Here is a 25,165-nt window from a genome sequence, read left to right as displayed (position 1 = left end):
CAATCACTTTTTATCTTTTCTTACTTTCAAAAAACTACTATCACCATAACTCAAAAAACGGAAATCATGAGCCAAGGCGTAATCATACACTTTGTGCCAATCTTCCCCGATAGCCGCCGCGACCAATAATAATAACGTACTCTGTGGCTGATGGAAATTAGTAAACATCGCCGTGATCACCCGGTACGAATAGCCGGGAACAATAATAATCGTGGTCTTAGCCTTCAACAATTCGACATCTCGTTCATCGAACCACCCCAGCAAGGCAGTCATAGACTCTTTCAACGAGTAACCGGAAGGCAAGTCGTAAGCCTCCCACTGTCCCAGAGAACTGAAATCCTCATCTCCCAAAATTCGTTTCACGCCCATCCAGTAAAGGCTTTCCAGCGTACGGACGGATGTCGTTCCCACGGCAATAATATTTTCCGGGTGAGTACACAGATGCTCCACGACTTCCCGCCGAACAGAAATATGTTCCGTGTGCATATCGTGGCCCCCGATCGTCTCGCTTTTCACTGGACGAAACGTCCCGGCCCCCACGTGCAAGGTCAGCTCCTCGATCGTTATCCCTTTTTCCCGCAAGGCTTTCAACACGGGGACGCTGAAATGCAACCCGGCCGTCGGGGCTGCCACCGATCCTTCATTTTTGGAATACACCGTTTGATAGCGAATCTTGTCATCCTCTTCCGACTCCCGGTTCAAGTATGGTGGGATCGGGATACGTCCGCAACACTCTAGCACTTCACTGAAACTGGCCGGGGCATCCCAAGTAAATTCCACGATAACATCATTCTCTTCCCGAAGTTTCCGCGTCGCGGCCAACTGATACTCTTTCCCCTCAAACCGGTAATGACAAAAAATCGTTCCCTCTTTCCATTTCTTCAAATTTCCGACCATACATTTCCACTCGCACTTCCCGTAAGCGGCAAAGCTCTGCACGTAGTCCGAGGGCCGGTAAGGTTCCAAACAGAAAACCTCGATCATGGCTCCCGTGACCTTCTGAAAAAGAATCCGGGCATAGATCACCTTCGTGTTGTTAAACACCAACATCTTCCCGGCATCAAGAATTTCCGGCACCTCGTAAAAATGCCTCTCGTCAATCCTACCCTCGTCATAAATCAACAACTTCGACGCCTCCCGGTTTTCCAGTGGAAACTTGGCAATCCGTTCGTCGGGTAAATCATACGTGTAATCCTCGATCCTAATTTCTTTTAGCTTTTCTACCATTTCACGAGAATTTTCGATCGCTATTTTTTTTGTCATTCGGCAATAATATCTTACTTTTAAGGCTGCAAAAGTAATGATAAATAACGAAAAAAAAGGAAATGGGATACTCCATTCTCAAATTTCCCAACCGACATATTATGAGCATGAAAACAAAAAAAGATATAGTGGAGGATTGGCTGCCCCGGTACACGGGACGGGCCTTGGAAGATTTTTCAAAACACATCATCCTGACTAACTTTGATTACTACCTAGATCTGTTCGCTGAAAAATACAATGCTCCTATCATTGGCGAGAATAAAAATATGCCCAACGTTTCGCACGACGGGATCACCATGATTAACTTCGGAATGGGTAGCGCCAACGCCGCCACCGTTCTAGACTTGCTTTCCGCCATAGAACCAGAGGCCGTGCTATTTATCGGGAAATGCGGGGGACTAAAAGCCAAACACCACGAGGGGGACTACATCCTTCCTATTGCCGCCATTAAAGGCGAGGGTACATCCAACGACTACATGCCGAAAGAAGTCCCTTCCCTACCCTCTTTCAGCGTTCAGAAAGCCTGTTCAAAAATAATCACGAATCATGACAGGCAATATTACACGGGAGTGGTGTATACCACCAACCGACGAGTATGGGAATTCGACGAGAATTTCAAAGAATACTTGATAAAAACACGGGCGCTGGCCGTGGACATGGAAACCGCCACGATTTTCACCGTCGGGTTCGCCAACCGTATTCCGACGGGAGCTTTATTGCTAATATCAGACAGGCCCATGATTTCCGACGGCATAAAAACGTCTGAATCAGACAAAATCGTCACGCAAAATTTCGTCCGGCAACATCTCGATATTGGCATTGAAACCATGCAATACATCAAGGATAAAAATTATTCCATGAGGCATCTCATTTTTTAAATATTATGTCGTATTTTCGTTGTCAAATTAATTACATATGCTGAAGGGACTATTTTACATCTTCTTAGGGATCATTCTTGCCTGTTCATGTGACAGCAAAAGTAAAAAACAGGATGGGCAGGAAGTAAATACCCCAACGAGCGTGAATGATTCCAATGCCATTGCCAAAATTGAATTCCCTCAAAAATCATTCAACTTTGGTGACCTGCAAGAAGGAGAAATCGTCACGCACACGTTCCGTTTCAAAAACACGGGGACCAAAAGTCTTGTTATTCTCAACGTGGAGGCTAGTTGTGGCTGCACCACGCCCAAGTATGACAAAAAACCAATCCCGCCGGGAGGAGAAGGAAAAATCGAGGTTGAATTTAACTCTTCGGGCAGATATGGTAAACAATACAAAGTAATTAATATCTTTGCAAACGTTCCGGAAAAAGTGATTGAACTAAAAATAATCGCAAATATCAAGAATAAATAAAAAAGTAAATTTATGAACACAATTTTCATGTTAACATTACAACAAACTGCTACACAAGGTAACGCTTTCATGCAATTCTTACCCCTTATTCTTATTGTCGTTGTATTCTGGTTCTTCATGATCAGACCCCAGATGAAAAGACAAAAAGAATTGAAAAAATACCGGGATGAATTGAAAAAAGGCGACAAAATCATGACAACCGGGGGAATCTTCGGAAAAATTGTCGAGATCAACGACTTTACCGTTATCATTGAAGTAGAAAGTCAAGCCAGATTAAAAGTAAGCAAGGAAGCCATCGTGAAAGACATGACGGACGTTCCGGCTAGCAAATAATTTTAGTTACAGGTTACAAGTTCGCCAGTTACAAGTTTCATTCTTTGTAACCTGCAACTTGTAACCTGCAACTTGTAACTCTTCCAGTATATGCGTGGTCTTATCGGTAAAATACTAGGCTATTTCGGTGCATCCCATGAATTACACATCAAACGTAATGTAGTCACGTACGGGGTATGCGTTATCATCGCGACTGTGCTATGGTTTTTAAACGCATTGAATAAAGAATATACCACGGAAATCACCTACCCGATAAAATACATGGATCTCCCCAAAGGAAAGCTACTCGTTTCCGAACCACCCAAAGAGATGACGTTGGCTATAAAGGCCCACGGTTTCGCCTTGCTGCGTTACAGCATCAGCACCTCTTTTCTACCGATCGTGCTTAACGTGAACTCGTTACTGGACAAAAAAGACCAGTTGGAATACACGGTAAACACGTCAGAGATAAAAGAGCGGATCAGCGCCCAGTTGAACACGGACATCCAGCTAATCTCCATTAAACCGGAAAGTATCACATTTCAGTTCTCCCGGTTCGAAAGTAAAAGAGTTCCGGTAATTCCCCGGGTCGATTACACGTTGAAACGGCAGTACATGTTGAAAAACGATATTTCCGTTACCCCCGATTACGTGGACATCAGTGGACCGGCCTCCATTCTTGACACGCTAAAAGCGGTGTACACGGAACCGATCTCTTTAAAAAACCTCTCGAAAGACGTGACCAAAACCGTATCGTTTGAGGAAATCTACGGAACCCAGATCAATGAAAATGACGCTAAAGTCAAGGTCGAAGTGGAACGATTCACGGAATCTAAAAAAACAGTACCCCTCGTCGTTAAAAATCTCCCGGACTCACTCTTGATCCGCCTGTTCCCTCACGCCATTGACGTGACATTTGACGTGGGATTAAGCCGCTATGAAGTAGTTTCCGACACCAGTTTCTCTTTCTACGTGGATTACAACCAAATCAAGAACAACCCGGCATCCTTGAAAATCCAAATCGAGCGCTCTCCCCGTCACATAAAAGACTTGGTATTCACCCCGGAAACCGTCGAGTATCTTATCGAAAAGAAAAAATAATCCCATGCTAAAAATTGGTTTGACAGGAGGCATCGGAAGTGGAAAATCCACGATAGCTAAAATTATCGAGACCTTGGGGTACCCCGTGTATATTAGTGACTCCAAGGCATCCGAGCTAATCAACCGGGATGAAGAAATCAAGAAACATTTAACCGAGCTATTCGGCAAAGACATTTACCAGCCCGACGGGTATCTGGATAAAAAACGGCTGGCAACAATCATATTCAATGATAAAGAGGCGATCAAGCAAGTAAATGGCATTGTTCATCCTGCCGTAACACGGGATTTCATGACGTGGTGTTCGGCACAACGACGCCCGTTTCTATTCTTCGAATCGGCCATTCTGTTCGAAGCAAAACTCGAACACCTTTTTGATTACATTATTCTAATCTCGACAGACTTGGAAACCCGCGTGGAACGGGTGATCTCAAGAGACGCTACCACCCGGGAGAAAGTGATTGAACGTATCAACAATCAAATGCCCGATGAAATAAAACAATCGAAATCGGATTTCGTAATTTACAACAATAATGATGACAAGGTGATAAAACAAATCCTTTCCATCATTCATCAATTAAACAATATTCATTCAAAACAAGCATAATATGGCAAAATACGGAAAATGGATCGGAGCTGGTTTAGGTTTTGTCATGGGAGGTCCCATCGGAGCCTTGTTCGGTTACTTCATCGGTTCCACGTTCGACACGGCAACAGTTGTAACATCCGGCCCGGCGAACGATCCGGGTACCCGCCCCACGGGAAGAGGTGACTTTTTGCTGAGCCTTGTCGTCTTGGCAACAGCCTTGATGAAAGCCGACGGGAAAGTGACCCGCAATGAACTGGACTACGTGAAAAAGTTCTTCCGGGATAATTTCGGGCTGGAAGGAGAACGAGAGGCCTTGACGATTATCAAGGACCTATTGAACAAAAACATCGAGGTGGATCAAGTTTGCACCCAGATCCGCATGAACATGAACGTCTATTCCCGTACACAATTATTATATTTCCTGTTCGGACTGGCCAAGGCCGACGGAACGGTATGTAAACACGAAATTTCCCTGCTGGACAAAATAGCTAATTTACTGGGAATCGATTCGACCACGTACCAGTCAATCAAAGCCATGTACTATGACGATTTGGATTCTGCTTACAGCATCCTAGGCATCACGTCCTCCGCTACCGACGAGGAAGTGAAAAAAGCTTACCGGAAAATGGCTATCGAAAACCACCCGGACAAAGTCGGGTATATGGGAGAAGATATTCGTAAGGCTGCCGAGAAGAAATTCATGACCATCAACGAGGCTTACGAGAAAATCAAAAAACAACGGGGCATCAATTAGTCGGGTAGAGTGGATTGAAATTAAAAAAATAAGTATTTCATTGCTTTTACTTTTAAACATTGATTCGTACTTTTGCCCACCAATAACAAAACACAAAAAGAAAGCAATATGTTGAAAGAAATTTTATCCATATCAGGAAAACCCGGGTTATTCAAATTAATCAATAACACCGCAAATGCCTTGATTGTAGAATCATTACTTGACGGGAAACGCTTTCCTGCATATTCTAATGCTAAAATTATCGCCCTCGAAGATATTTCAATTTACACGGAAGATGAAGACATGCCTCTGAAAACCGTGTTCAAACGTATGTATGAAAAAGAAGAGGGAAAACCGGCTATCAATCACAAAGAATCATCCGCTGTTATCACGAATTATATAGAATCTGTCATCCCGGAATATGATGCGGATCGCGTTTACGTTTCAGATATGCGGAAAATGATCCAATGGTATAACTTATTATTAGACAAGAACCTTCTGAACTTCGACGAACCGGAAGAAGAAAAGAAAGAAGAATAAGTTTATAAAGTCCATAAAGTTTGTAAGGTTTATAAAGTTATATCTCTACTAACATAATGAGACTTTATAAACCTTATAAACTTTCAAACTTTACAAACCCATTATCCCGTCATGGCAAACGACTATTTCCAATTCAAACAATTCACCATCCGGCAAGAAAGATGTGCCATGAAAGTCGGCACGGATGGTGTCCTTTTGGGAGCGTGGACTGATGTAACCCATGCACGACGTTTGCTTGATATCGGTACGGGAACCGGACTTATAGCCATTATGGCAGCACAACGCAATCCCGAATTAATTATTGATGCGATTGAAATTGATCCGGCAGCTTTTGAACAGGCACGGGAGAACGCAAACAGTACATCGTGGCGGGAACGTATCCATCTTTTTCAAGGTGAAGTGCAAGCATTTGCTCCCCCACATAAATACGACATCATTGTTTGCAACCCGCCTTTCTTTATCAATTCTACTAAAAATCCGGAACTCAATCGCACGTTAGCCCGGCATTGCGAAACATTATCACACGAGGATCTTCTCCAAGTTAGCGACAATTTACTCTTACCGGAAGGCAAACTCTGTGTCATACTACCTGTTAACGAAGCCAAACATTTTATAGAATTAACCCAAGGCAAAAAATGGTTTGTTAACAAATTATCAACAGTTTACCCCACTCCCGACAAGGCTCCCAAACGTCAACTCATCGAACTCTCGAAAGTAAAAAAACACCTCATAAAAGATTCAATAACTCTTGAAATAGAGAGACATACACTTCACGAGAGTTACGCGAACCTAACCAGAGATTTTTACTTGAAACTCTGATTCCCGAAGGTTTATCCCGTTCCACATCCTCATCAGGATTTAAATCTCCTTACAGAAAAGATTAACGATCTATTAACTATCGAATATAGGAATACCCCCTATCTTTGTAATGTAGAAAACAGATAGAAGACACAGTTTTTTTTCATAAGTTTGTATGTTTAGGTTAGTAGTTAGTAATTAAATAAGAGATCGCCCCATCGGTCTCTTATTTTTTTTTATTACTTTTAACCACGCATTAGGTTGCAATTATTTTTGTTGTCAAATTTATATATTATTATGCAAACAACTGTCTCACTAGGTATTGATATTGGAGGAACCAATATCGCATTCGGCATCATTGATAAAAGTGGTAACTGTCTGGCAAATGGCTCATTACCCACAACTGCATATAACACACCACAAGATTTTGTCCAAGACCTGTACAAAACAGTGAAGAAAGAACTGGACAAATTAGACGTGCAACTTGTCGGTATCGGGGTCGGCGCTCCTAACGGGAACTACTTCAACGGAACCATCGAAAACGCGGCAAATTTATCTTGGAAAGGAACCATCCCGATGGTAGAACTTTTGACTAAACAATTTGGCGTACCTGCTTTTATCACCAATGACGCTAAAGCTGCCGCTATCGGTGAAATGGTGTACGGCGGGGCAAAAGGGATGAAAGACTTCGTCGTGATCACGCTGGGAACAGGCTTGGGAAGTGGCATCGTGGTGAACGGGAAATTAGTGTACGGACATGACGGGCTGGCAGGTGAAGTAGGCCACACGCTGGTTTGTGGTGGGGATAGATACTGCAATTGCGGACGTCGGGGGTGCTTGGAAACATACGCCTCTGCCACCGGAATAAAGCGCACCGCCTGCGAATTACTCGCCTTGGAAAATACGCCTAGCGCGTTAAGAGATATTCCTTACACGGAAATCACGGCTAAAAAAGTATATGACGTTGCACAAAAAGGAGACCCGATCGCCTTGGAGGCCTTCCGGATCACGGGCGAGCAACTGGGTAAAGCCTTGGCTAACCTAGTAGCCATTATCAGCCCGGAGGCGATATTCCTTCAAGGAGGGGTAGCCAACGCGGGAGAATGGCTTTTCAAAACCACACAGGAACAAATGGAAGCCAATATGCTGTATATATTTAAACAAAAAATCAAAATACTTCGTTCGTCTCTTCCCACGAATGCCGCCATTTATGGAGCATCCGCACTTGTATGGACTGAATTAAACAATTAGACATTAAACACCATGAGAACACGACTCCTTCTACTCCTGCTTTGTTTTATCGGTCTTTTGACATCTTGCCAAAGAGAAAAAAAAACTCGAGTAACGGATTTTGTTGATCCATTCATCGGCACTGCCGGTCAGGGACACTGTTTCCCCGGGGCGACCGTCCCGTTTGGCGGGATTCAGCTCAGTCCGGATAACCCAAGAAGTGGTTGGGAGTGGTGTTCCGGTTATCATTACAGCGATAGTATTATATCCTCGTTTTCCCATTCGCATTTGAGCGGAACAGGTATTGGGGACTTACAGGACATCCGCCTGTTGCCTGTCACGACCCGCCCGCAAGTGGGAGAAAAAGCGATCGATTTCATCACGAAAGGATATGCCAAATTCTCTCATGCCAATGAAACGGCTGAACCGGGATATTACAGCGTGACCTTCGACAACGGGATTAAAACCGAGTTAACGGTAACCTCTCGTTGCGGGATGCACTCCTATCAATACCCAACCAACTCGGTTTACGGATTAACTCTTGACCTGACAACCGCACGTAACTGGGACCGGACCGTGATGACCTCGATCAAGAAAATCAATAACCGGACCATACAAGGATACCGGAAGTCAACCGGATGGGCAAAAGAACATAATGTTTACTTTTTCATGGAATTTTCCCAAGATGTAGACGTCTGGGCTGGAAATGACACGCTGAAATTATTAAAGAACGGGCAGAAACTGGTTTCCAATCAAGGATACGCGTTCATTGATTTCGGAACAACCACCAATAAGGTCCTCGTGAAAGTAAGCCTTTCCTCCGCGAACTGCGAGGGGGCCGCCGCAAACCTAGACAAAGAACTTTCTCACTGGAGCTTTGACAAAGTGAAACGGGAGGCGAAACAACGATGGAAACGCATTCTATCTAGAATTAAAGCAGAAGGTGCCAGCAAAGAAGAAACGAGAGTTTTTTACACGGCATTATACCATGCCTATTTGGCTCCCTATCTTTTTTCTGATGCACACGGGAATTACAAAGGTCCGGACGGAGAGATTCATAGCGTGGGTAAAGCAAATCAATACACCGTATTTTCATTGTGGGACACCTTCCGTGCCGCTCATCCCCTGTTCACAATCACCCAGAAGAACAGGGTAAATGACATGATAAAATCATTCATTCGCCATTACGAAGCCCACGGCTTGCTCCCGAACTGGGAACTGATGGGCAACGAAAGTCATTGCATGATCGGGAATCACGCCATCCCCATCATCACGGAGGCTTACTTGAAAGGTATTCGGGATTTCGATATTGAAAAAGCCTACGAGGCCATGAAAGAAACGTCTCTATCCCAAGGGAATGGACTGGGACTATTCAGAACTTATAACTATATTCCCTGTGACCTCGAAAAAGAATCTGTTTCCAAAACCCTCGAATACGCCTACGATGACTGGTGTATGGCACAAATGGCCAAAGCCCTGAATAAAGAGGATGACTATCTCTATTTCATGGAAGCCTCCAAGAACTATAAAAACGTGTTCGATTCCTCTACCGGTTTCATGCGGGCAAAGCTTTCCGATGGAAACTGGAAAACACCTTTCTCCCCGTTTGCTTCGGCCCACAGGGATGATGACTACACCGAAGGAAACGCATGGCAATATTCATGGTTTGTACCACATGACGTGGAGGGACTTATCGCATTACACGGGGGGAAAACCGCTTTCGCCAACAAACTGGACAGCCTGTTCACCCTTCCCTCAACCATCGAGGGGGACAATGTTTCCCCCGACATCAGCGGGTTGATCGGACAATACGCCCAAGGAAACGAACCCTCACACCACGTGGTTTACTTGTTCAATTACACGGATACGCCCTACAAAACACAATATTACGTGGATAAAATCAGACGGGAACTCTACACGGATCGTCCCGACGGACTTTGTGGCAATGAAGATTGCGGACAAATGTCTGCATGGTATGTTTTCTCAGCCATGGGTTTCTACCCCGTGAACCCGAGTGACGGAAAATATCAACTGGGAACACCCATGTTCAAGAAAGTAACAATCAAATTGGGACAAGATCGTAAATTTGTCATTAAAGCAAACCGAGAAAACGACCAATATATCTACGTGAAAGAAGTTTTACTGAATGGAGACAAACTCGATCGCACTTGGATTACTCATGACGAAATCATGGATGGTGGAGAATTGGAATTCGTGTTAACACTTGAAAATCCCTCAAAAATAAAAGAATAAAAACAGAGTCAAAGACATGAAAAATATCGGAGTAATTCTAGCTGGAGGTTCCGGACGACGGTTAGGAAGCGAGTTACCCAAACAATTCATCGTAATTGCCGGGAAAACCGTATTGGCACACACGCTTCACACATTCGAGAAACATGAACGCATTGATGAAATCATCATTGTCGTACACAAAGATTACATCAAGGAAACGGAAGAAATTGTTCGCCTTGAAGGATTTCAAAAAGTGAAACACATTGTCCCGGGGGGCAAAGAACGCTATGCCTCCACCCTCGCCGCTTTAAACGTGTACAAGGAAGAGAAATGTAATTTAATCATCCATGATGCCGTCCGCCTGCTAGTCACGCCGCAAATCATAGAAGACGTCATCGAGGCTCTCGAAAACCACAAGGCTTGCACAACCGCGATCCCCTCTACCGACACGATATTGCAAAGTGATACCTCTCGCCAATTCGTGAACAGCATCCCGAATCGTTCCACGCTCTTTCAAGTCCAGACCCCGCAAGGCTTCCATTCCGACATCCTAACGAAAGCTTATAACAAGGCCCTGACTGATCCCGAATTTTCCAGCACGGACGATTGCGGGGTCATAAAACGGTATATGCCGGAAATCCCCATTAAAATAACCAAAGGTTTACCATTTAATATTAAATTAACCTACAAAGAAGATATTTCTATTGTAGAAAAGTTACTTTTGTCCTAGCAAAAATAAGGACGTGCGTAAAACAGCGAAATGAAAAAAACAGCATTATTAATCTTGATATCCCTACTATTCCTTTACTCGCAGGGACAAAAACGAAGTGTTGATTATACAACTTCACTCACAGGATTCGTGGCATACCAGAATACATTACCTTTCTGGGCAATAAACAACAAACATGGCTTAATTCCCAACGGGAACGGGGCTTTACTGGAAATCGGACTTTTCTCCGATTTCACGGATCGCCACAAAATTCAATTCGCGTATGGGGTATCAGCCGCAGGCTTCTTATCCCGTCCGGACAACAACATCATTTTAGACCAACTCTACGCAAGCGCACGCTGGCGCAACCTTCGTCTGGACCTAGGAATGATTCATCCCAAGGAAGAATACAACGGTGTTTCCTCTACAAACGGGAATTTCGTCCGTTCCGGCAACTCTCGAACCTTTCCCGGATACAATTTGAATAGTGAATACATGAAAATTCCTTGCACCAAAGGAGTTTTATCTATTAAATTCAATTGGGCAGACTACATGATGATTGATGATCGTTACGTGGAAGACACCCGTCTACACAATAAATCGGCTTTTTTGAAAATAAAGCCTCATCAACGCTGGGAAATCATTGTCGGCCTTGAACATTGGGCTCAATGGGCGGGGACCTCTCCCGATGGAGGCAAACAACCTTCATCATTCAAGGATTATATCCGGATCATTTGTGCCAAAGAAGGAGGAACCGGAGCTAGTGTCAGCGATTCGATTAATGCTTTGGGAAATCACTTGGGCAGGGAACACTTGGCCATTAATTATTTGGCGGACAACTATATCTTATCTTTCTACCACGACATCCCTTTTGAAGATGGTTCGGGTACGGATTTTCGCTCTTTCCCGGACGGAACTTATTGTTTCTATTACGGTTCCAAGAAAAAGGATCAATGGATCACAGACGTTATGTACGAATTCTATTACACGAAATATCAATCCGGTTCCCAACATGATCGCCCCGCCACCCCGGAAGAAATGGAGAAACAAGACCCAAACAGTCACTTCTATGGCCGAAAAGTACTTGGCGGATGCGACAACTATTTCAACAATGGTGAATACAGAAGCGGTTGGACCTTATACGAGAGAGTTATCGGTAGCCCGTTCATGACACCCGGACTTTCCGGAAACATCACCCGAATCATTAACAACCGGGTTATAGCCCACCACGTCGGGATGAAAGGTATGGCATGGCAAACCACTCCCTATAAACTCATGCTCTCCTATTCCAGAAACTACGGTACTTACGGGAGTCCCATGAAAAAGAATCAACTCTCCGGAGCTTTGGAAGTAACATTGCCATTCAAGAACTTACCGTTTACCGTGGAAACAGGTATCTACGGTGATTTAGGAGATCTGTTTAAAGACAATTTCGGATTCACGATTAAACTTAGTCGCAAGGGGAAATTGATTAAATAATAGGTTTATCCTCCGAAAAATCCTCAAGCCAAGCGAAAAGATCTCCATAAAAACAAAACATAGCCAGAAAGAGTAACATGAATAACCGGGAATTTGCCCAGGATAGGGTGACGCACGTATTACTCACGGTAAAGAATACAATTAACATGGCAAGAATCAAGGAAGAAAATTTCTTTCTTCGAATCATACGATAAATCGGGGCCACAAATAAAAAGAGGACTAACGCCAGTCCGAATATTCCCCCTGTAATCCAGTATTGCAGGAAAGCATTATTCACGTTATTATAGTTTGCAATATTCAAATCAGAGCTTTCATACCACGCTTTAATCCGATGTTTCGTGCAGACACCTAATCCCCATGCCGAGAATTCATCCAGATGGCGAAAGCTCTCCCGAATAAAAGCAACCCGGGGAACAATCGTTGCACCCCTGTATTCACCATTCCGAACACTTTGAATCTCAGCCTCAATCTCCTGAATTCTCTTCTCGTACATGGCCAAATCCGTCAATAACGAAAAGCCACACACGCAAACCAACAATCCGGCAATAAGTCCATAGCGCATACGAAGAGAAAATTTTCGGAACAAACATACATTCAAGATCAAGAAACCGGCCAAAAAACCTAAAATAGACGATTTGGTAACAGTAAAAGAAAGAAATAATACCAGCATCAAGAACATAAAACCACAAAACAACTTCATCTTCCAACCTTTCGCACCTATCACTAATAAATAAGAGGCTAAAGAGGCAATTGCAATGATCATCGCTTGAGCCTCTAACCAAAACTTACTACCCAACACATCCCGGTTTACCCCAAAACGCATATTATAAATCCAACTTAACGTATCTGCCGGGGCTGAAAATAGTTGTGTTCCTGTCAATGAAAAGAATATATATATATTTAGTAACGTACACCCCAGACAGAAAAAAAATAGAAACTTTTTCAACAATCCCGGCGTAATCCAATTCTTAAACGTAGAAACGTACATCGGAACAAGTATAAAATTCAACAATAGAACCTCAAAAGTCCCGAAACTGGGAGGAGCGATCGGCTCGTCTTTCAAAAGAACAACCAATGTATGTAAAGAGAAATAAATCAAGAAAGCCACGTTAATCCCAATATACCAACGGACATATCGTAAATTCCGGAGCATCTCTTTCCTGTTTACCCCAAGCAAGACCAACATAAAGGCTAACAGGACAAAATTAAATACATTCCCGTACAATGGCGCTAGACTTCCCAACAAAAAAGCGACAAGCAGGAAAAAATATTGTTGAAATTTCACAACTAGATTCATAACTCTCATTTACAACACAAATATACATGATTTGCTTCTTATACTGCCATCAAGTATATAAAATTATATTATAAATGAATTTTATTGCAGATACATTTAACGATCACCTTTTTCCAATCGCCAGAAAACATCATTATAAAAATAAAACATACCTAATAATAGTAAAATCATTAATCTTGAATTATTTAATGCTAACAAGATGCATGTATTATTCATCACGAAAATTACAACAAGTAAAGCACATATTAACCAAGAAATTCTCCGGGTTCTAAACATACGATAAAAAGGAGCGCAAAAAAGAAATACGATCATTGCCAAGCCCAAAATTCCACCTTGAATCCAATAATGTATAAACGAATTGTGTACATTGGTAAATACCCCCAATCCATCTCCCGAGGACTGAAGCCAGTTATTTACTCTATGTTTAGCATATATTCCTAATCCCCAGACACCGAACTCGTCAACATGAATAAAACTTTCACGAATAAAACCGACACGAGGGGCTATCGTTCCACCCGCATATATTCCCTGTTTTACATTTTCAACTTCTCTCACGATCTCTTCTGTACGCTCTTCGTATTTCCCCTTCAAACCATCAAACACGAAGATTCCAAATACAGGTACCAACAACACGATTCCCACAAGTATTGCCGAGCGCACACGAAACGAACTACGCGTAAAGAGATAGAAGTTCATTATCCCGAAACCTAGAATAAAAGCTAGAATACCGGCTTTAGTCACCGTAAATGACAAAAAAAGCGTAAGCAATAAAAACATTACCCCTAAAAAAACTTTTAGTCCTTTGTTTCTATAAATGAAAATCAAGAAATAAGCGATTAACGCGGTCAAGGCTATATAAAGCGTCTGGGGTTCCAAGTATAAATTGCCTCCTAAGAAATCCAGCTTATTCCCTCCCAAACGATTTGCATACAGGAAATTAATTGCAGATGAAGTGTCTGTAAATAAACCAATCCCGACAAGATCAAAGATGACATATATATTTAACAACAAACATCCGGCACAGAACAAGAAAAGAAAACGTGTAAGCAAACGGGGAGTTAACCATTCTTTTAAAGAAACAACGTATATCGGGATTAAAATAAAATCAAGCAACAAATCTTCAAATATCCCATAATAGGGCTTGTCTGCCCATGTACAGCTCCGTGTTGTAAATAACGTCTGTAACAATATATAAATAAAATACGTGCCAAACACGAGAACATATTTTCCTCCTGTTTGCAAATCTTTTACAAAAGAATCCTTACGAGTAACAGCATGAAAAAGAACCATGAAAAGGAGATAATAATTAAATGTTTTCCCATACAAAGGAGCCAAGCTACCCAGTAAAAATCCATTTAGTAAAAAACATATCTCCCACATTCTACTCATGCTCATTTTTTGTAAAATCAATTACTGAAATTGTATTGATTGAATCCCCGATAAAATTAGGCATACTGATAATAATCCTCTTCATCTTGATTTATAATAAATATTCATTTAATCATATAAATAACGAACTTCATCACAATCTCATACAACAGAACTAAATAGCTAATGTTCAATCTGCTACGGGCTACAAAAAAGATAGAGAAAAAGATTGTGTTAGCCAAAAATGATGTATATTTGCATATCAATAAACGAACATTTATTGATAGCATATAAACATTCATTAAGTGCTATGTATCAGATAATTATTTTTTAATTAACCTGTTTCTAAAAATCACGCATGAAAAATTACACGATTGGCTTTTATCTCGAAAAATTATACTATTCTCCTCAATTTGAACCCGTTATTAAAGAAATCATCAAACGCAATATATCGTACGTGGTAATTATCCCAAAAAACCGGGAACGGGATGAGTTAAATCAACGTGGAGAATCCATTAAACACTGCCAAGAAGAAGGTTTCACATATTGTTTCGAAGAAGACGACTGTGAATGTAATATCATGATTTTTGGAAACACGCCACGCCCTATTCATACCCCGTTCAAGAAATCAGCTCTTATCATGCATGGAGTATGGGGAGGGAAAATGGTTAATTATGCATCGGGCCTGAATGATGTAGATCTACGCTTTTTAGATGGAGAATTCCTAGAAAACAGTTTAACTAAACTCTTTCCTGAAAAGAAATCCATCTATTATGTATCCGGATATTCAAAACTGGATAGTTATTTCGAATTCACAGAAGAAGACCGGGTGAAATTTCTTCAGCATTGTAATTTAGATATAAACAAGAAAACGATATTGTATGCGCCAACTTTCTATCCATCATCTATTCTGAAAATGAGTAAGAAATTCCCGGAAGATCTTGCCGATTACAATATTATCCTAAAACCACACTCGCACCTGTTCTTACGGAAAAAATACACGAAAGACCTGCACAGACTGGAATCGTGGACGAAATACCCGAACGTTTATCTAGCTAAATTCAACGAAACCAACATTCTCCCTTTCCTTCATGCCTCCGATCTGATGATCTCGGATATGTCAAGTGCCGTATTTGAATTTTCGGGAGTCGGTAAGCCGGCAATTATCAATATGTTTCTAAGATACCGTTTACTTCATCGTATATTCCCTCATAAAATAACCAAACGATTAGATACAGCCAACTTTTTTCTCTGGGAAGTAGGAGACACCCCGAGAAACTATGCCGAAATGTTACAAAATGCCAAGGAGAACCTTACTAATCCGGATAAAAACAAAGAAAAACGAGAAAAACTCAGCCGCCATATAGTGGGTATTGTTGACGGCAAAGTGTCCGAAAGAATTGTAGATAAACTACTGGAGCTTAACAGTAATATCTAAGCATAATACTAGTCAAACTTTCGTCAGTATCGTGTACCTATTACGAATCGTTTTAGCCCGGTTTATAATCTGATCGATCTCCCCGTTCGAGAAAGTTATATCCCGTTCTATTTCGTCCAATATTTTCATGCGTTCGAAAAAGATCATCAACTTCTCGTAATCATTTTCCGGCTTACGGAAATCCCGTTCCACTAACAAATGTCCCCAAGCCACTTGCAAACCGTGTAAAGTCGAGCGATTGGGAAACAAATCATCAATGGCATGACTAATCAAATGTTCCGCACCACTGGCCGGTCGTGAGCTATTGGCAAGCACCATGGCCAACCCCGAAATCACTAACCCGTTCGCAAGGTCACCAATGAAACGAGAAGACCGAATATCATTAAAGGTGTACGGGATCACGGAATTACCACTCAATGAAGCCAAAGCCATGGCAAAATTATTAATACTTTCTCCTTTGTCAATATGTGCTAGATTCCAATCTTTCACCGCACTAGCATTGGACACGAGATCCCCTACTCCTGCCAAGAGTAATTTCTCGGGAGAACCTTTTATAATATTCACATCCGCAATAATACCCAAAGGAGCCTTCACGCCAAAGCTCTGTTTTTTACCATCTTTCAATAGACGGGCAATAGGGGAATAAATTGCATCATTAGATAACGTTGAAGGCACTGTTATATAAGTTAAGTCCAAGGTATTTGCCATTAACTTAACAGCATCAATAATACTACCTCCTCCAAAAGCAACTAAAAGGACTTCCTTATTCGTGATCGTATTCATGGCCTCCAGAGCCTCATCGTAAGAACCTCCTTTGATAAGGAGTATATCCTCGAAAGACAATTTATCCAATCTTGATTTGTACAAATTCCTCAATTCCAAAGAAGTAACCAATATTTTCTCATTGAAATATAGATGGTTTTCCTTCAATATATCATCCAGATGAACAAAAATATCCTCCCCGAGTTCTAAAACGATAGGAACATTGATCGTCTTGTAATACATTATTTTGATGCTTTTATTTTTTCGACTAGCTCAGACGTGCTGATTCCCTTCGTGTAAGGTAAGTAAACCATAGAAACATGGTGTTCTTCCAGAAATTCCGGAGTGACACGAATCTGTTTCAAGTACCCTTCTCCATCCCAATCATCACCATGCACGATGATGTCGATATCATATTTTTTAATGTATTCCTTATTATCATACTCGTGAATAATAAAAGCATCATCCACATAACGACAAGCTTTCACGACTTCCAGACGATCCTGTTCAGACAAAAACGGTCGGCGCTTATACGAGGCCACCATTTCATCCCCGTTAATTGCCACAATTAATCGATCACCTAATTCTTTGGCACGTCGCAATAATTCGACGTGTCCAAAATGGAAAAGGTCAAAAACCCCTATAACATATACATTTTTCATACTACCTAATTTGCTTGATCACATCCGGCCTCCCTATATTCTCTTATCACAACCGGAATCACGATGCCAAAGGTAGTAAATATAGTTTAAAGTTCAGAGTTTAAGTATCAAAGTTTAGCTTTTCGAATGAAAGCCTCATCCATCATGAGTTGCAGGCGTTCCCACACGTATTCCACGGAAAGTAAATCGAACAACTCCTTTTCTGTTCTCCCCTCGATTACCTGCCCGGGAAACATATCAAAAGGACTCACACTCTGATAACGCGGATCATTGGACGGCAGCCATCTAGGCAGTTCAACCCAAGGCGGGTAAATAGCCAGCCCCGGCAAGTGACACGCCTGTGCGATATGCCGGGGGCCTCCTTCATTTCCAAAAAAGAAATCGGCTATTTCCAGCATGGAAACCAATTTCCGTAACGAATCGGCCTCTATATCAATAAAAATATGCTCGTCTTTCCCCATATCTTCGTACAATGCCAAGGCCGCAGCCTTTTCTTCCCGGGAATAATTAAAAATCAACTGGGCATCATAACGCTGAATGATACGATACAATATTTCCTTCATTTTCGCCATATCCCAAGCCTTCCTCGCCACTCTGGTAAAAGGAGTACACACCACGATAAAGCGGGAAAAATTAATTCCCTTTTGTTCCATGTAGCTCTTGAATTCAGCCGTTTCCTGTTCTGTCACGTACAATCGAAAATCAGTGGTCATTACCAACTTCCTTTCTCGCTCCAAGGGCTGTAACAATAACAGATTTCGCACAACTTCGTCCAAGTCATCATTCACGTGATTACGCACCCGGTAATTATGAAAAAAATGATTATAAAATTTAGATGTTCCGATACGATATTTCGTTCTTAAAGAAAAGGCACTAAACCATAAGGTTTTTATCGTGGCACGAGTATCGATGATCACGTCATAGCGTTCCGTTTTCATCAACTGCCGGACTTTTCGCAAGTATTTAAAGAAGTGGTTATTTTCTTCATCTGAAAAGGTGATAATCTTATCTATATCCGGATGATTTTCAAACAAAGGAGCAATATGATCATTCAACACGTAATGAATCTCCGCTTCCGGAAAACTCTTTCGCAGAGAGCTACAGATCACAACTGACAGTACCGCATCTCCTATTCTCCTAAAGCGAATCACCAATACTTTGCTTACGCTCATACTCTTTGCCCTTTTCTATATAATACGGGATTCAATTCCGGATCGTTATACATTTTCATCTGTTTGTAGACTTTCATGTATTTACGTCCCGTTTCTATATCTTCCAAAAGTTGATTGATCGCGAGTATTAAATCTCTTTTCTGTTCCAGCAACACGCTTAGTTTATCATCACACTCCTTTACATGTACTTGAGCAACCTCTCTACGCTGCACCTCCTGTTCCATGTGATAAATTTTCAAACACAAAATAGATAACCGGTCTATCGCCCATGCCGGACTCTCCGTGTTCACGGTAGCACAAGATAAGATTCTCACGTTTTTATATTTATCCCAGAAATATCCATCCAGCAATTCGACCAAATCCGTCCGACGTTGATTCAACCGATCTATACGCCGTTTGATTTCCAACGCTTTCACAGGTTCTATATCCGGATCTCGAATGACATCCTCCAAATGCCACTGGACTGCATCTACCCAATTTTTGAGAAACAAATAATATTCGATTGATTTATATTCGTATGGATTTTCCATGTCAGCATCAACACAATCCCGCACGTGATAACATGACGTACTCTCCTCAAAGATTTGGTAGCATAATTCTGCAAACAACATAGTACCCGATTTTTCAATTCAACATCCTTTATAAAAATAGCAAAAAGTGTTCCACTTTTACAAAAATCATGTACTCTCCTTTACAAAACCTTAACAACAATGTTTATTTCTTTATCCCGAAATCCGTCCATGTATGTTTTAAAGATACGGTTTCTTTACGAATCTCTCTATTTCTATCCCAAGCTTTCTGATTAATATACCCTCTGGCATGATCCAAATGTAAACAAATTGCAGAATATCTAATTTGTAAACCAGTAATGCCACAATTTACAAGCCGCTCACCAAACTCTCGATCTTGTCCTCCATATTCCATTCGCTCGTCATAACCATTCACACGCATAATATCCTCCATCCACCCGGAAGCATTATGTCCGTTCCATGTTGGTTTTGTTGTTGTTACAGCATTCAAAATAGAAGCAAGAAGCTTAGAAGTTGTCAATTTATTATTTCTAAAAGAACATTTCATTCCACGTTCTTTTAGCCAACGTACATTAAAACACGCTTGGCTTTCAATATCCGACAACTGTATTGCCCGTGAAGTTTCCATAGATAATTTATGATATCCACCTGAAAGGAAATGCCCCTTTTTTCTAAACTTCATATGTTGCTCAACAAAGTCTTTTCTAGGAATACAATCTCCATCGGTAAAAATAAGATAATCCGTACTTGCGGCTAAAATAGCTTTATTCAAGATAAGACATTTTCTAAAACCCACATCCTCATGCCACACATGCTTTAACGGATATGATAATTTAGGTGTGATTCGTTTCAACATCTCCTGAGTTGCGCTTCCCGATCCGTCATCTGCAACGATCAATTCGAAATCCTTGAAATTTTGCATATTATATCCCCATAAAACTTTTTCCAACCACTCTGGCTGGTTATAAGTAGAAACCACAACAGAAACTTGCATATACACCTTATTTTAATAAAAACAATCGCCTTAATCTCTATAATTAAACTACATTACCAAGTACAATAATCACAAAAAATATTCATCTTTAGAATGTTTATTTCCTTCCAATCGCCAGCCGTGCAGCCTGAAAAGCGAATAACAACACACACCTAACAAATTGTACAACAAATAAATACGCCATTTTTCATCCTCAATTTCTTGTCATAAATAAATGAAACTTATTATCTTCGCGAAGATGATAACACCAATAATCATTCTAATTATCAACAAGAGCAATAAAGGATCGTTTGTTTATATTCTTTGAATTCAAACTTTTTATTTCAAAGAAATAATTGTAATAAATTGATTACTAGTGTGATTAATAAATGAGCGTTTATTTGTATTTGTTGGTGTTATTATTTAATTTCGCACGTTATTAAACGATCAATTTATGATAGAAAAACAAACTGTATACTTGGACCGCAATGAATACAACTACGGTCCCGCCCCGGAAGTTGAAAAAGTTTTAAGAAACTTTGATCCGGACAAATTATGTTTTTACACAAGAATTTACGACGAAGGCAAAAAGAGTATTCTATCCGATTACATCGCCGAACTATATAATATCCCGGAAAAACAAGTCATTTTGGGATATGGTGGAGAAGATATATTAAAACAAGTCGTTCACTACTTCCTATCCGGCGGACAAAAACAAAAAACACTATTAATCCCTAAATTTTCGTGGTGGTACTACAAATCCATCGCGGACGAGGTAAACGGACGAACCATCTTCTACCCGCTATTCGAGGACGGGAACACGTTCAAATATGATATTCAGAGCATCCGGGAAACGGTAGAACGGGAAAAACCGGAAATCGTGTTAATCGCCTCCCCGAACAATCCGACCGGAAATTCCTTGTCAAAAGAAGAGTTACACGAGATTCTCTCCTTTATCCCCCGGGAAACAGCCATTGTCATTGACGAGGCTTACGCGTCTTTTAGCAATAAAGACACGTCATACATAAAACCGCTCATTGAAGAGTTCCCGAATTTACTGATCATCCGGACCCTCTCGAAGTTCTACGGACTTCCCGGATTGCGTCTCGGCTTTGCCTTTATCGGGAAGAATTTGTCCTCGTTCTTGAATTATAGCACGAAATATTTAGGTTATAACCGACTTTCCGAAGAAATCGGTATTGCCGTATTGAAAGCAAACGATTATTACCAGAACGTGGCAGACCTCATGGCAGAAGACCGGGAAACCTATATGCGGGAAATCGGTGCCTTGGAAGGATTCAAAGTGTATCACTCGGAAGCAAACTTTATTCTGGTGAAATACCCGATTTCATTAAAATCCCAATTACAGAACGCGTTCAAAGCGAAAGACCTAATCATCAAATTCATGAACGAGGAAGATATTAACACGCACATGCGGATCACGTTGGGAACCCAAAAACAAAACCGTTTGGTGATAGACACCATCAAAGAAGTCGTGTCAACCCCATCCTAACCCGGCAACGTGTATGAAAGCTATAATCCTTGCCGCGGGTATTGCCTCCCGGTTACGACCGCTCACAAACGATCGACCGAAATGCCTGCTAAAAATAGGCAATCGTTCTTTGTTGGAAAGAACGATTGATGCCTTATTGGAAAATAATATCCGTGAAATTGTTATCGTTACCGGTTACCTACATGAAATGCTGGAATCCTTCGTGCAAACCCGGTATCCTTCTTTAAGCATCAAATTCATCCGCAATGAACTTTACGCCTCCACCAATAACATATATTCCTTGTGGTTGGCATTACCCGAAGTTCAACAGGAAAAAGAAATTATTCTACTTGACAGCGACATTTTATTTGATCCGTCCATGATAAAAATATTACGGGATGCCCCTCATGCTAACTGCCTAGCACTGGACAGTCATAAACTCGGGGAGGAAGAGATCAAAGTCATCGTGAACGGGAAAAATCAAATCACGGAACTCAGCAAAACGTGTTCCATAGAAAAGGCCATTGGTGAATCCATCGGCATTGAAAAAATATCTCATGCCTATCTCCTTGCCCTACACGAAGAACTGGAACACATGATCCTACACGAAAAACTGGATAATGTTTTTTATGAATTAGCCTTCGAACGCTTGATTGCACGAGGACAATATTTCTATCCGGTGGACACGAGCGCCTATTTCTCCATGGAGCTTGACACTCCCGAAGATTTTCACGACGCCATCAATCGAATACCCAAACACCTACAAGCATGAAAATTGTACTATTTTGCGAACAAAAATACGCGATAAATATTTTACAGCCTCTCGAAGTCGAGGCCAATAAAGAAGGGGGACATTCCGTGATCTGGTATGTTCAGTCTAGAAACATCCCGGATTTCCCGTTAAAAGACGAGGTAAAATGGACAAACAGCATACAGGAAATCTACGATTTCTCCCCGGATGTCCTATTCGTTCCCTGCAACATTGTTCCCTACTACTTGCCGGGAGTGAAAATACAAATCTTTCACGGCTACGCTGCCGAGAAAAAGGATCATTGGGTAATCCGCCGTTATTTTGACTCCTATTTTACCCAAGGCCCATTCTTCACGGAAGGCTTTAAAGCACTTGCCAAAAAATACAAGGATTTTGAAGTTGTAGAAACAGGATGGCCTCGCCAAGACTGGATTTATGAAAATCTCCACACTTTTGACGCTGAAAAAAACGCACTACTCCGAAAGCACCAGAAAAGCAAATTGGCCTTGTATGCCCCAACCTTTTCCCCGTCGTTAACTTCCCTGCCATTCATAAAAAAGGGACTGGAAAAATTAGCCCGGGAAAAAGATGTCTTGCTCATCCTGAAATTTCACCCGTTAACCCGGAGTGAATGGATGGAAGAATACAGGCAATTGGCCGAGGAACATGAAAATATGCTTTGGGTCGAGGATCACAATATCACGAAATACCAGATCATGGCCGATGTCATGATTAGTGACACCTCTTCGACCGTGTACGAATTCTTACTACTCGACAAACCGGTCATCACGTACAAGACTATTGCTCAAGATATTTACTGGCTGGATATTCAAAACCCGGAAGACCTTCCCGATGCCTTCGATCTCGTATTTCAAGATGCAACACTCGCCTCAAAACGCAAATGGATCATCGACAACTACGACCCCTATCTGGACGGGAAAGTCTGCCACCGTATGCTTGACGCCGCCAGAGACTATATCTCCCGCCACGGAGTACCCAAGAAACGAAAATTAAATCTTTGGCGTAAATACACCAGTATCAAGAAATTCGGCAAAGTCAAAAGAAGATAAACTAACTCTTCTTCTTGGCTTTCCGTTTGAGTACCTGCTCGTCGTGGGCATGAGTCCACTCTTTCAACAAACGAGTCATTTCCATCGCGTCCGAATGTGTCAACCGGGCATATTCGTCCGCGATAATATCAATCATATCATCTGTTGCATTCAAGCGGTAAAAGTTCTTCAATCCCACCAGCGGGGAAATCGTCATGAACTTGATCCGGTTCAAGTCAACCAACATAAAATGAACCTGTTCACCCTCTCTCCGGATCAACGTGTTCCCCGGTGAATGATCGATAAAATAGATGGATTGTGTGTGAAAATGATACGTGAACCGGGCGAACTCCCGTAAAATAAATTCCAGATCAGCCGGACGTTTCACCCGCAAATCCCGAAAAGTATAATCATACTCTTCCTGCCGGGAAATATAAAAACTACGGGTTACCCCGAAGACATTCCGATAAACGATACAAGCAATTGGCTCCGGGGTATTCACCCCCCTCTCCAACAACGTATTCGCGTACTCGAACGAGCGTTGAGCTTTTCCCTTCCGCACGTAAGCATATGCAAATTGATTAATGATATTGGGTTTCTTAAAGGATTTCACGTTAAAACGTTCTCCTTCCACGTCCAGAACCTTAATCACGTTCCGGTTGTTCTCAATAACCTCCCCTTCCAAATCAAAACGACTAGGAATATCCAGAATGGCCTTTTCCAATGACTTATATTTCGGATTAATTCGGTAATCAATCATTTTACCCGCTCGTAATTTATAAACGTGTAATCACATTCATTTTTCTCATCCGCCCTCCCCACTTCTCTCGCAACCTCTCTCCAAACCTCGGGGTCAACAGACGGAATCACCGTATCGCCCTCACATTCCTGATGGACAACGGTAAGATACAACCGGTCTGCTTTATCCCACAACTTCTTGTAAATCGTCCCGCCCCCGGTCACGAATACCTCGTCTTCATTTTTCGTCAACTCCAAAGCCTCCTCCACGCTATGCGCCACCTCGCATCCAGCGGCCTCGAATTCCAGATTCCGGGAAATAACGATATTCCTCCGGTTAGGCAATGCCCGACCGATCGACTCGAACGTCTTCCGTCCCATTAATATCGTATGCCCCGTGGTCAAAGCCTTAAAACGTTTCAAATCAGCCGAAAGTCGCCATATCAACCCGTTATCCCTTCCGATAACATTATTCTCTGCCGCTGCTACTATTATTGATAAAACCATCGAATTAATTTTAGATTTAATGATTTATGATTTTAGATTCCAACCACACAAAGCCAATGCTTTTTGATTTCCAACTTTAAACTTTTAGTT

Annotated in this window: 26 protein-coding genes; 16 read left to right on the top strand and 10 right to left on the bottom strand. The window is 41.7% G+C overall.

Features of this window, described 5'->3' with window-relative positions; translation table 11 throughout:
• Positions 1–3: 3 nt before the first annotated feature.
• Positions 4–1,263, bottom strand: a complete 1,260-nt coding sequence (locus QVC79_RS14005; RefSeq protein ID WP_124317821.1) for an S-adenosylmethionine:tRNA ribosyltransferase-isomerase — start codon at positions 1,261–1,263, stop codon at positions 4–6.
• 107 nt (positions 1,264–1,370) lie between these two features.
• On the opposite strand from QVC79_RS14005, the gene QVC79_RS14000 reads away from it, so the two are divergent.
• From QVC79_RS14000 to QVC79_RS13945, 12 genes are all read left to right on the top strand, one after another.
• Positions 1,371–2,141 (top strand): AMP nucleosidase, encoded by a 771-nt coding sequence (locus tag QVC79_RS14000; protein ID WP_087421311.1) that lies wholly within the window; start codon positions 1,371–1,373, stop codon positions 2,139–2,141.
• A 37-nt stretch (positions 2,142–2,178) separates the two neighbouring features.
• The gene (locus QVC79_RS13995) at positions 2,179–2,616 is read left to right on the top strand and encodes a DUF1573 domain-containing protein (RefSeq protein ID WP_124317822.1); all 438 of its coding nucleotides are present in this window, start codon (positions 2,179–2,181) and stop codon (positions 2,614–2,616) included.
• A 12-nt stretch (positions 2,617–2,628) separates the two neighbouring features.
• Complete coding sequence (gene yajC / locus QVC79_RS13990) at positions 2,629–2,949, top strand: preprotein translocase subunit YajC (protein ID WP_183312863.1); 321 nt, start codon at positions 2,629–2,631, stop codon at positions 2,947–2,949.
• Between the two features lie 90 nt (positions 2,950–3,039).
• A complete protein-coding gene (locus tag QVC79_RS13985) occupies positions 3,040–4,029 on the top strand; it encodes a CdaR family protein (protein ID WP_124317823.1) in 990 nt (329 codons plus the stop codon).
• 4 nt (positions 4,030–4,033) lie between these two features.
• Positions 4,034–4,633 carry a dephospho-CoA kinase gene (gene coaE, locus QVC79_RS13980; protein ID WP_124317824.1) on the top strand — a complete coding sequence of 200 codons (600 nt, stop codon included), beginning with the start codon at positions 4,034–4,036 and terminating at the stop codon, positions 4,631–4,633.
• 1 nt (position 4,634) lies between these two features.
• Positions 4,635–5,369: a TerB family tellurite resistance protein gene (locus tag QVC79_RS13975; protein ID WP_270592601.1), complete on the top strand. Its 735-nt coding sequence runs from the start codon at positions 4,635–4,637 to the stop codon at positions 5,367–5,369.
• A gap of 108 nt (positions 5,370–5,477) precedes the next feature.
• Complete coding sequence (locus tag QVC79_RS13970) at positions 5,478–5,888, top strand: DUF5606 family protein (RefSeq protein ID WP_087421053.1); 411 nt, start codon at positions 5,478–5,480, stop codon at positions 5,886–5,888.
• Positions 5,889–5,999: 111 nt separating this feature from the next.
• A complete protein-coding gene (locus QVC79_RS13965) occupies positions 6,000–6,707 on the top strand; it encodes a tRNA1(Val) (adenine(37)-N6)-methyltransferase (RefSeq protein WP_270592600.1) in 708 nt (235 codons plus the stop codon).
• Positions 6,708–6,983: 276 nt separating this feature from the next.
• Positions 6,984–7,937 (top strand): ROK family protein, encoded by a 954-nt coding sequence (locus tag QVC79_RS13960; RefSeq protein ID WP_124316530.1) that lies wholly within the window; start codon positions 6,984–6,986, stop codon positions 7,935–7,937.
• Between the two features lie 12 nt (positions 7,938–7,949).
• Complete coding sequence (locus tag QVC79_RS13955) at positions 7,950–10,169, top strand: GH92 family glycosyl hydrolase (protein ID WP_270592599.1); 2,220 nt, start codon at positions 7,950–7,952, stop codon at positions 10,167–10,169.
• A 16-nt stretch (positions 10,170–10,185) separates the two neighbouring features.
• On the top strand, positions 10,186–10,878 hold the full coding sequence (gene ispD, locus QVC79_RS13950; RefSeq protein ID WP_270592597.1) for a 2-C-methyl-D-erythritol 4-phosphate cytidylyltransferase: 693 nt from the start codon (positions 10,186–10,188) through the stop codon (positions 10,876–10,878).
• A gap of 30 nt (positions 10,879–10,908) precedes the next feature.
• Positions 10,909–12,336 (top strand): capsule assembly Wzi family protein, encoded by a 1,428-nt coding sequence (locus tag QVC79_RS13945; RefSeq protein WP_270592593.1) that lies wholly within the window; start codon positions 10,909–10,911, stop codon positions 12,334–12,336.
• Here QVC79_RS13945 and QVC79_RS13940 read toward each other — a convergent pair.
• Together QVC79_RS13940 and QVC79_RS13935 are read right to left on the bottom strand one after the other, a co-directional pair.
• Entirely contained in the window at positions 12,329–13,633 is a 1,305-nt protein-coding gene (locus QVC79_RS13940; RefSeq protein WP_229782910.1) for an O-antigen ligase family protein, read from the bottom strand. The genes QVC79_RS13945 and QVC79_RS13940 overlap by 8 nt on opposite strands.
• 96 nt (positions 13,634–13,729) lie before the next feature.
• A complete protein-coding gene (locus QVC79_RS13935) occupies positions 13,730–15,022 on the bottom strand; it encodes an O-antigen ligase family protein (RefSeq protein ID WP_270592591.1) in 1,293 nt (430 codons plus the stop codon).
• 337 nt (positions 15,023–15,359) lie between these two features.
• On the opposite strand from QVC79_RS13935, the gene QVC79_RS13930 reads away from it, so the two are divergent.
• A complete protein-coding gene (locus tag QVC79_RS13930) occupies positions 15,360–16,439 on the top strand; it encodes a CDP-glycerol glycerophosphotransferase family protein (RefSeq protein WP_124316535.1) in 1,080 nt (359 codons plus the stop codon).
• 12 nt (positions 16,440–16,451) lie between these two features.
• Here the strand turns inward: QVC79_RS13930 and QVC79_RS13925 are convergent, their stop codons facing one another.
• The 5 genes from QVC79_RS13925 to QVC79_RS13905 all read right to left on the bottom strand — a co-directional run bounded on the left by QVC79_RS13925 (position 16,452) and on the right by QVC79_RS13905 (position 20,559).
• On the bottom strand, positions 16,452–17,444 hold the full coding sequence (locus QVC79_RS13925; RefSeq protein ID WP_270592590.1) for an iron-containing alcohol dehydrogenase: 993 nt from the start codon (positions 17,442–17,444) through the stop codon (positions 16,452–16,454).
• Positions 17,444–17,863, bottom strand: a complete 420-nt coding sequence (locus tag QVC79_RS13920) for an FAD synthase family protein (RefSeq protein WP_124316537.1) — start codon at positions 17,861–17,863, stop codon at positions 17,444–17,446. Before QVC79_RS13920 ends, QVC79_RS13925 begins: the two co-directional genes overlap by 1 nt.
• Positions 17,864–17,970: 107 nt before the next feature.
• Entirely contained in the window at positions 17,971–19,035 is a 1,065-nt protein-coding gene (locus QVC79_RS13915) for a glycosyltransferase family 9 protein (RefSeq protein ID WP_270592587.1), read from the bottom strand.
• Positions 19,032–19,646, bottom strand: a complete 615-nt coding sequence (locus QVC79_RS13910; protein ID WP_270592585.1) for a DUF4254 domain-containing protein — start codon at positions 19,644–19,646, stop codon at positions 19,032–19,034. Before QVC79_RS13910 ends, QVC79_RS13915 begins: the two co-directional genes overlap by 4 nt.
• A gap of 103 nt (positions 19,647–19,749) precedes the next feature.
• Entirely contained in the window at positions 19,750–20,559 is an 810-nt protein-coding gene (locus tag QVC79_RS13905; RefSeq protein WP_270592583.1) for a glycosyltransferase family 2 protein, read from the bottom strand.
• Positions 20,560–20,995: 436 nt separating this feature from the next.
• Between QVC79_RS13905 and QVC79_RS13900 the strand changes: the two genes are divergently transcribed.
• The 3 genes from QVC79_RS13900 to QVC79_RS13890 are packed head-to-tail and all read left to right on the top strand — an operon-like array spanning position 20,996 to position 23,851.
• The gene (locus tag QVC79_RS13900) at positions 20,996–22,051 is read left to right on the top strand and encodes a pyridoxal phosphate-dependent aminotransferase (protein WP_124318098.1); all 1,056 of its coding nucleotides are present in this window, start codon (positions 20,996–20,998) and stop codon (positions 22,049–22,051) included.
• 13 nt (positions 22,052–22,064) lie between these two features.
• Positions 22,065–22,802, top strand: coding sequence for a phosphocholine cytidylyltransferase family protein (locus QVC79_RS13895; RefSeq protein ID WP_270592582.1), 738 nt, complete (start codon positions 22,065–22,067; stop codon positions 22,800–22,802).
• Complete coding sequence (locus QVC79_RS13890; protein ID WP_124318095.1) at positions 22,799–23,851, top strand: CDP-glycerol glycerophosphotransferase family protein; 1,053 nt, start codon at positions 22,799–22,801, stop codon at positions 23,849–23,851. The genes QVC79_RS13895 and QVC79_RS13890 overlap by 4 nt, the downstream gene beginning before the upstream one ends.
• Before the next feature lies 1 nt (position 23,852).
• Here QVC79_RS13890 and QVC79_RS13885 read toward each other — a convergent pair whose 3' ends face one another.
• Both QVC79_RS13885 and QVC79_RS13880 read right to left on the bottom strand, forming a co-directional pair.
• Positions 23,853–24,590, bottom strand: a complete 738-nt coding sequence (locus QVC79_RS13885) for a hypothetical protein (protein WP_270592581.1) — start codon at positions 24,588–24,590, stop codon at positions 23,853–23,855.
• Positions 24,587–25,075 carry a dihydrofolate reductase gene (locus tag QVC79_RS13880; protein WP_124318097.1) on the bottom strand — a complete coding sequence of 163 codons (489 nt, stop codon included), beginning with the start codon at positions 25,073–25,075 and terminating at the stop codon, positions 24,587–24,589. Before QVC79_RS13880 ends, QVC79_RS13885 begins: the two co-directional genes overlap by 4 nt.
• Positions 25,076–25,165: the final 90 nt, after the last annotated feature.

Source organism: Butyricimonas sp., assembly GCF_019423355.1.
Lineage (GTDB): Bacteria > Bacteroidota > Bacteroidia > Bacteroidales > Marinifilaceae > Butyricimonas > Butyricimonas faecihominis.
Note: the sequence above shows the minus strand (reverse complement) of the source record. Positions and strands in the feature narration are given on the sequence as shown.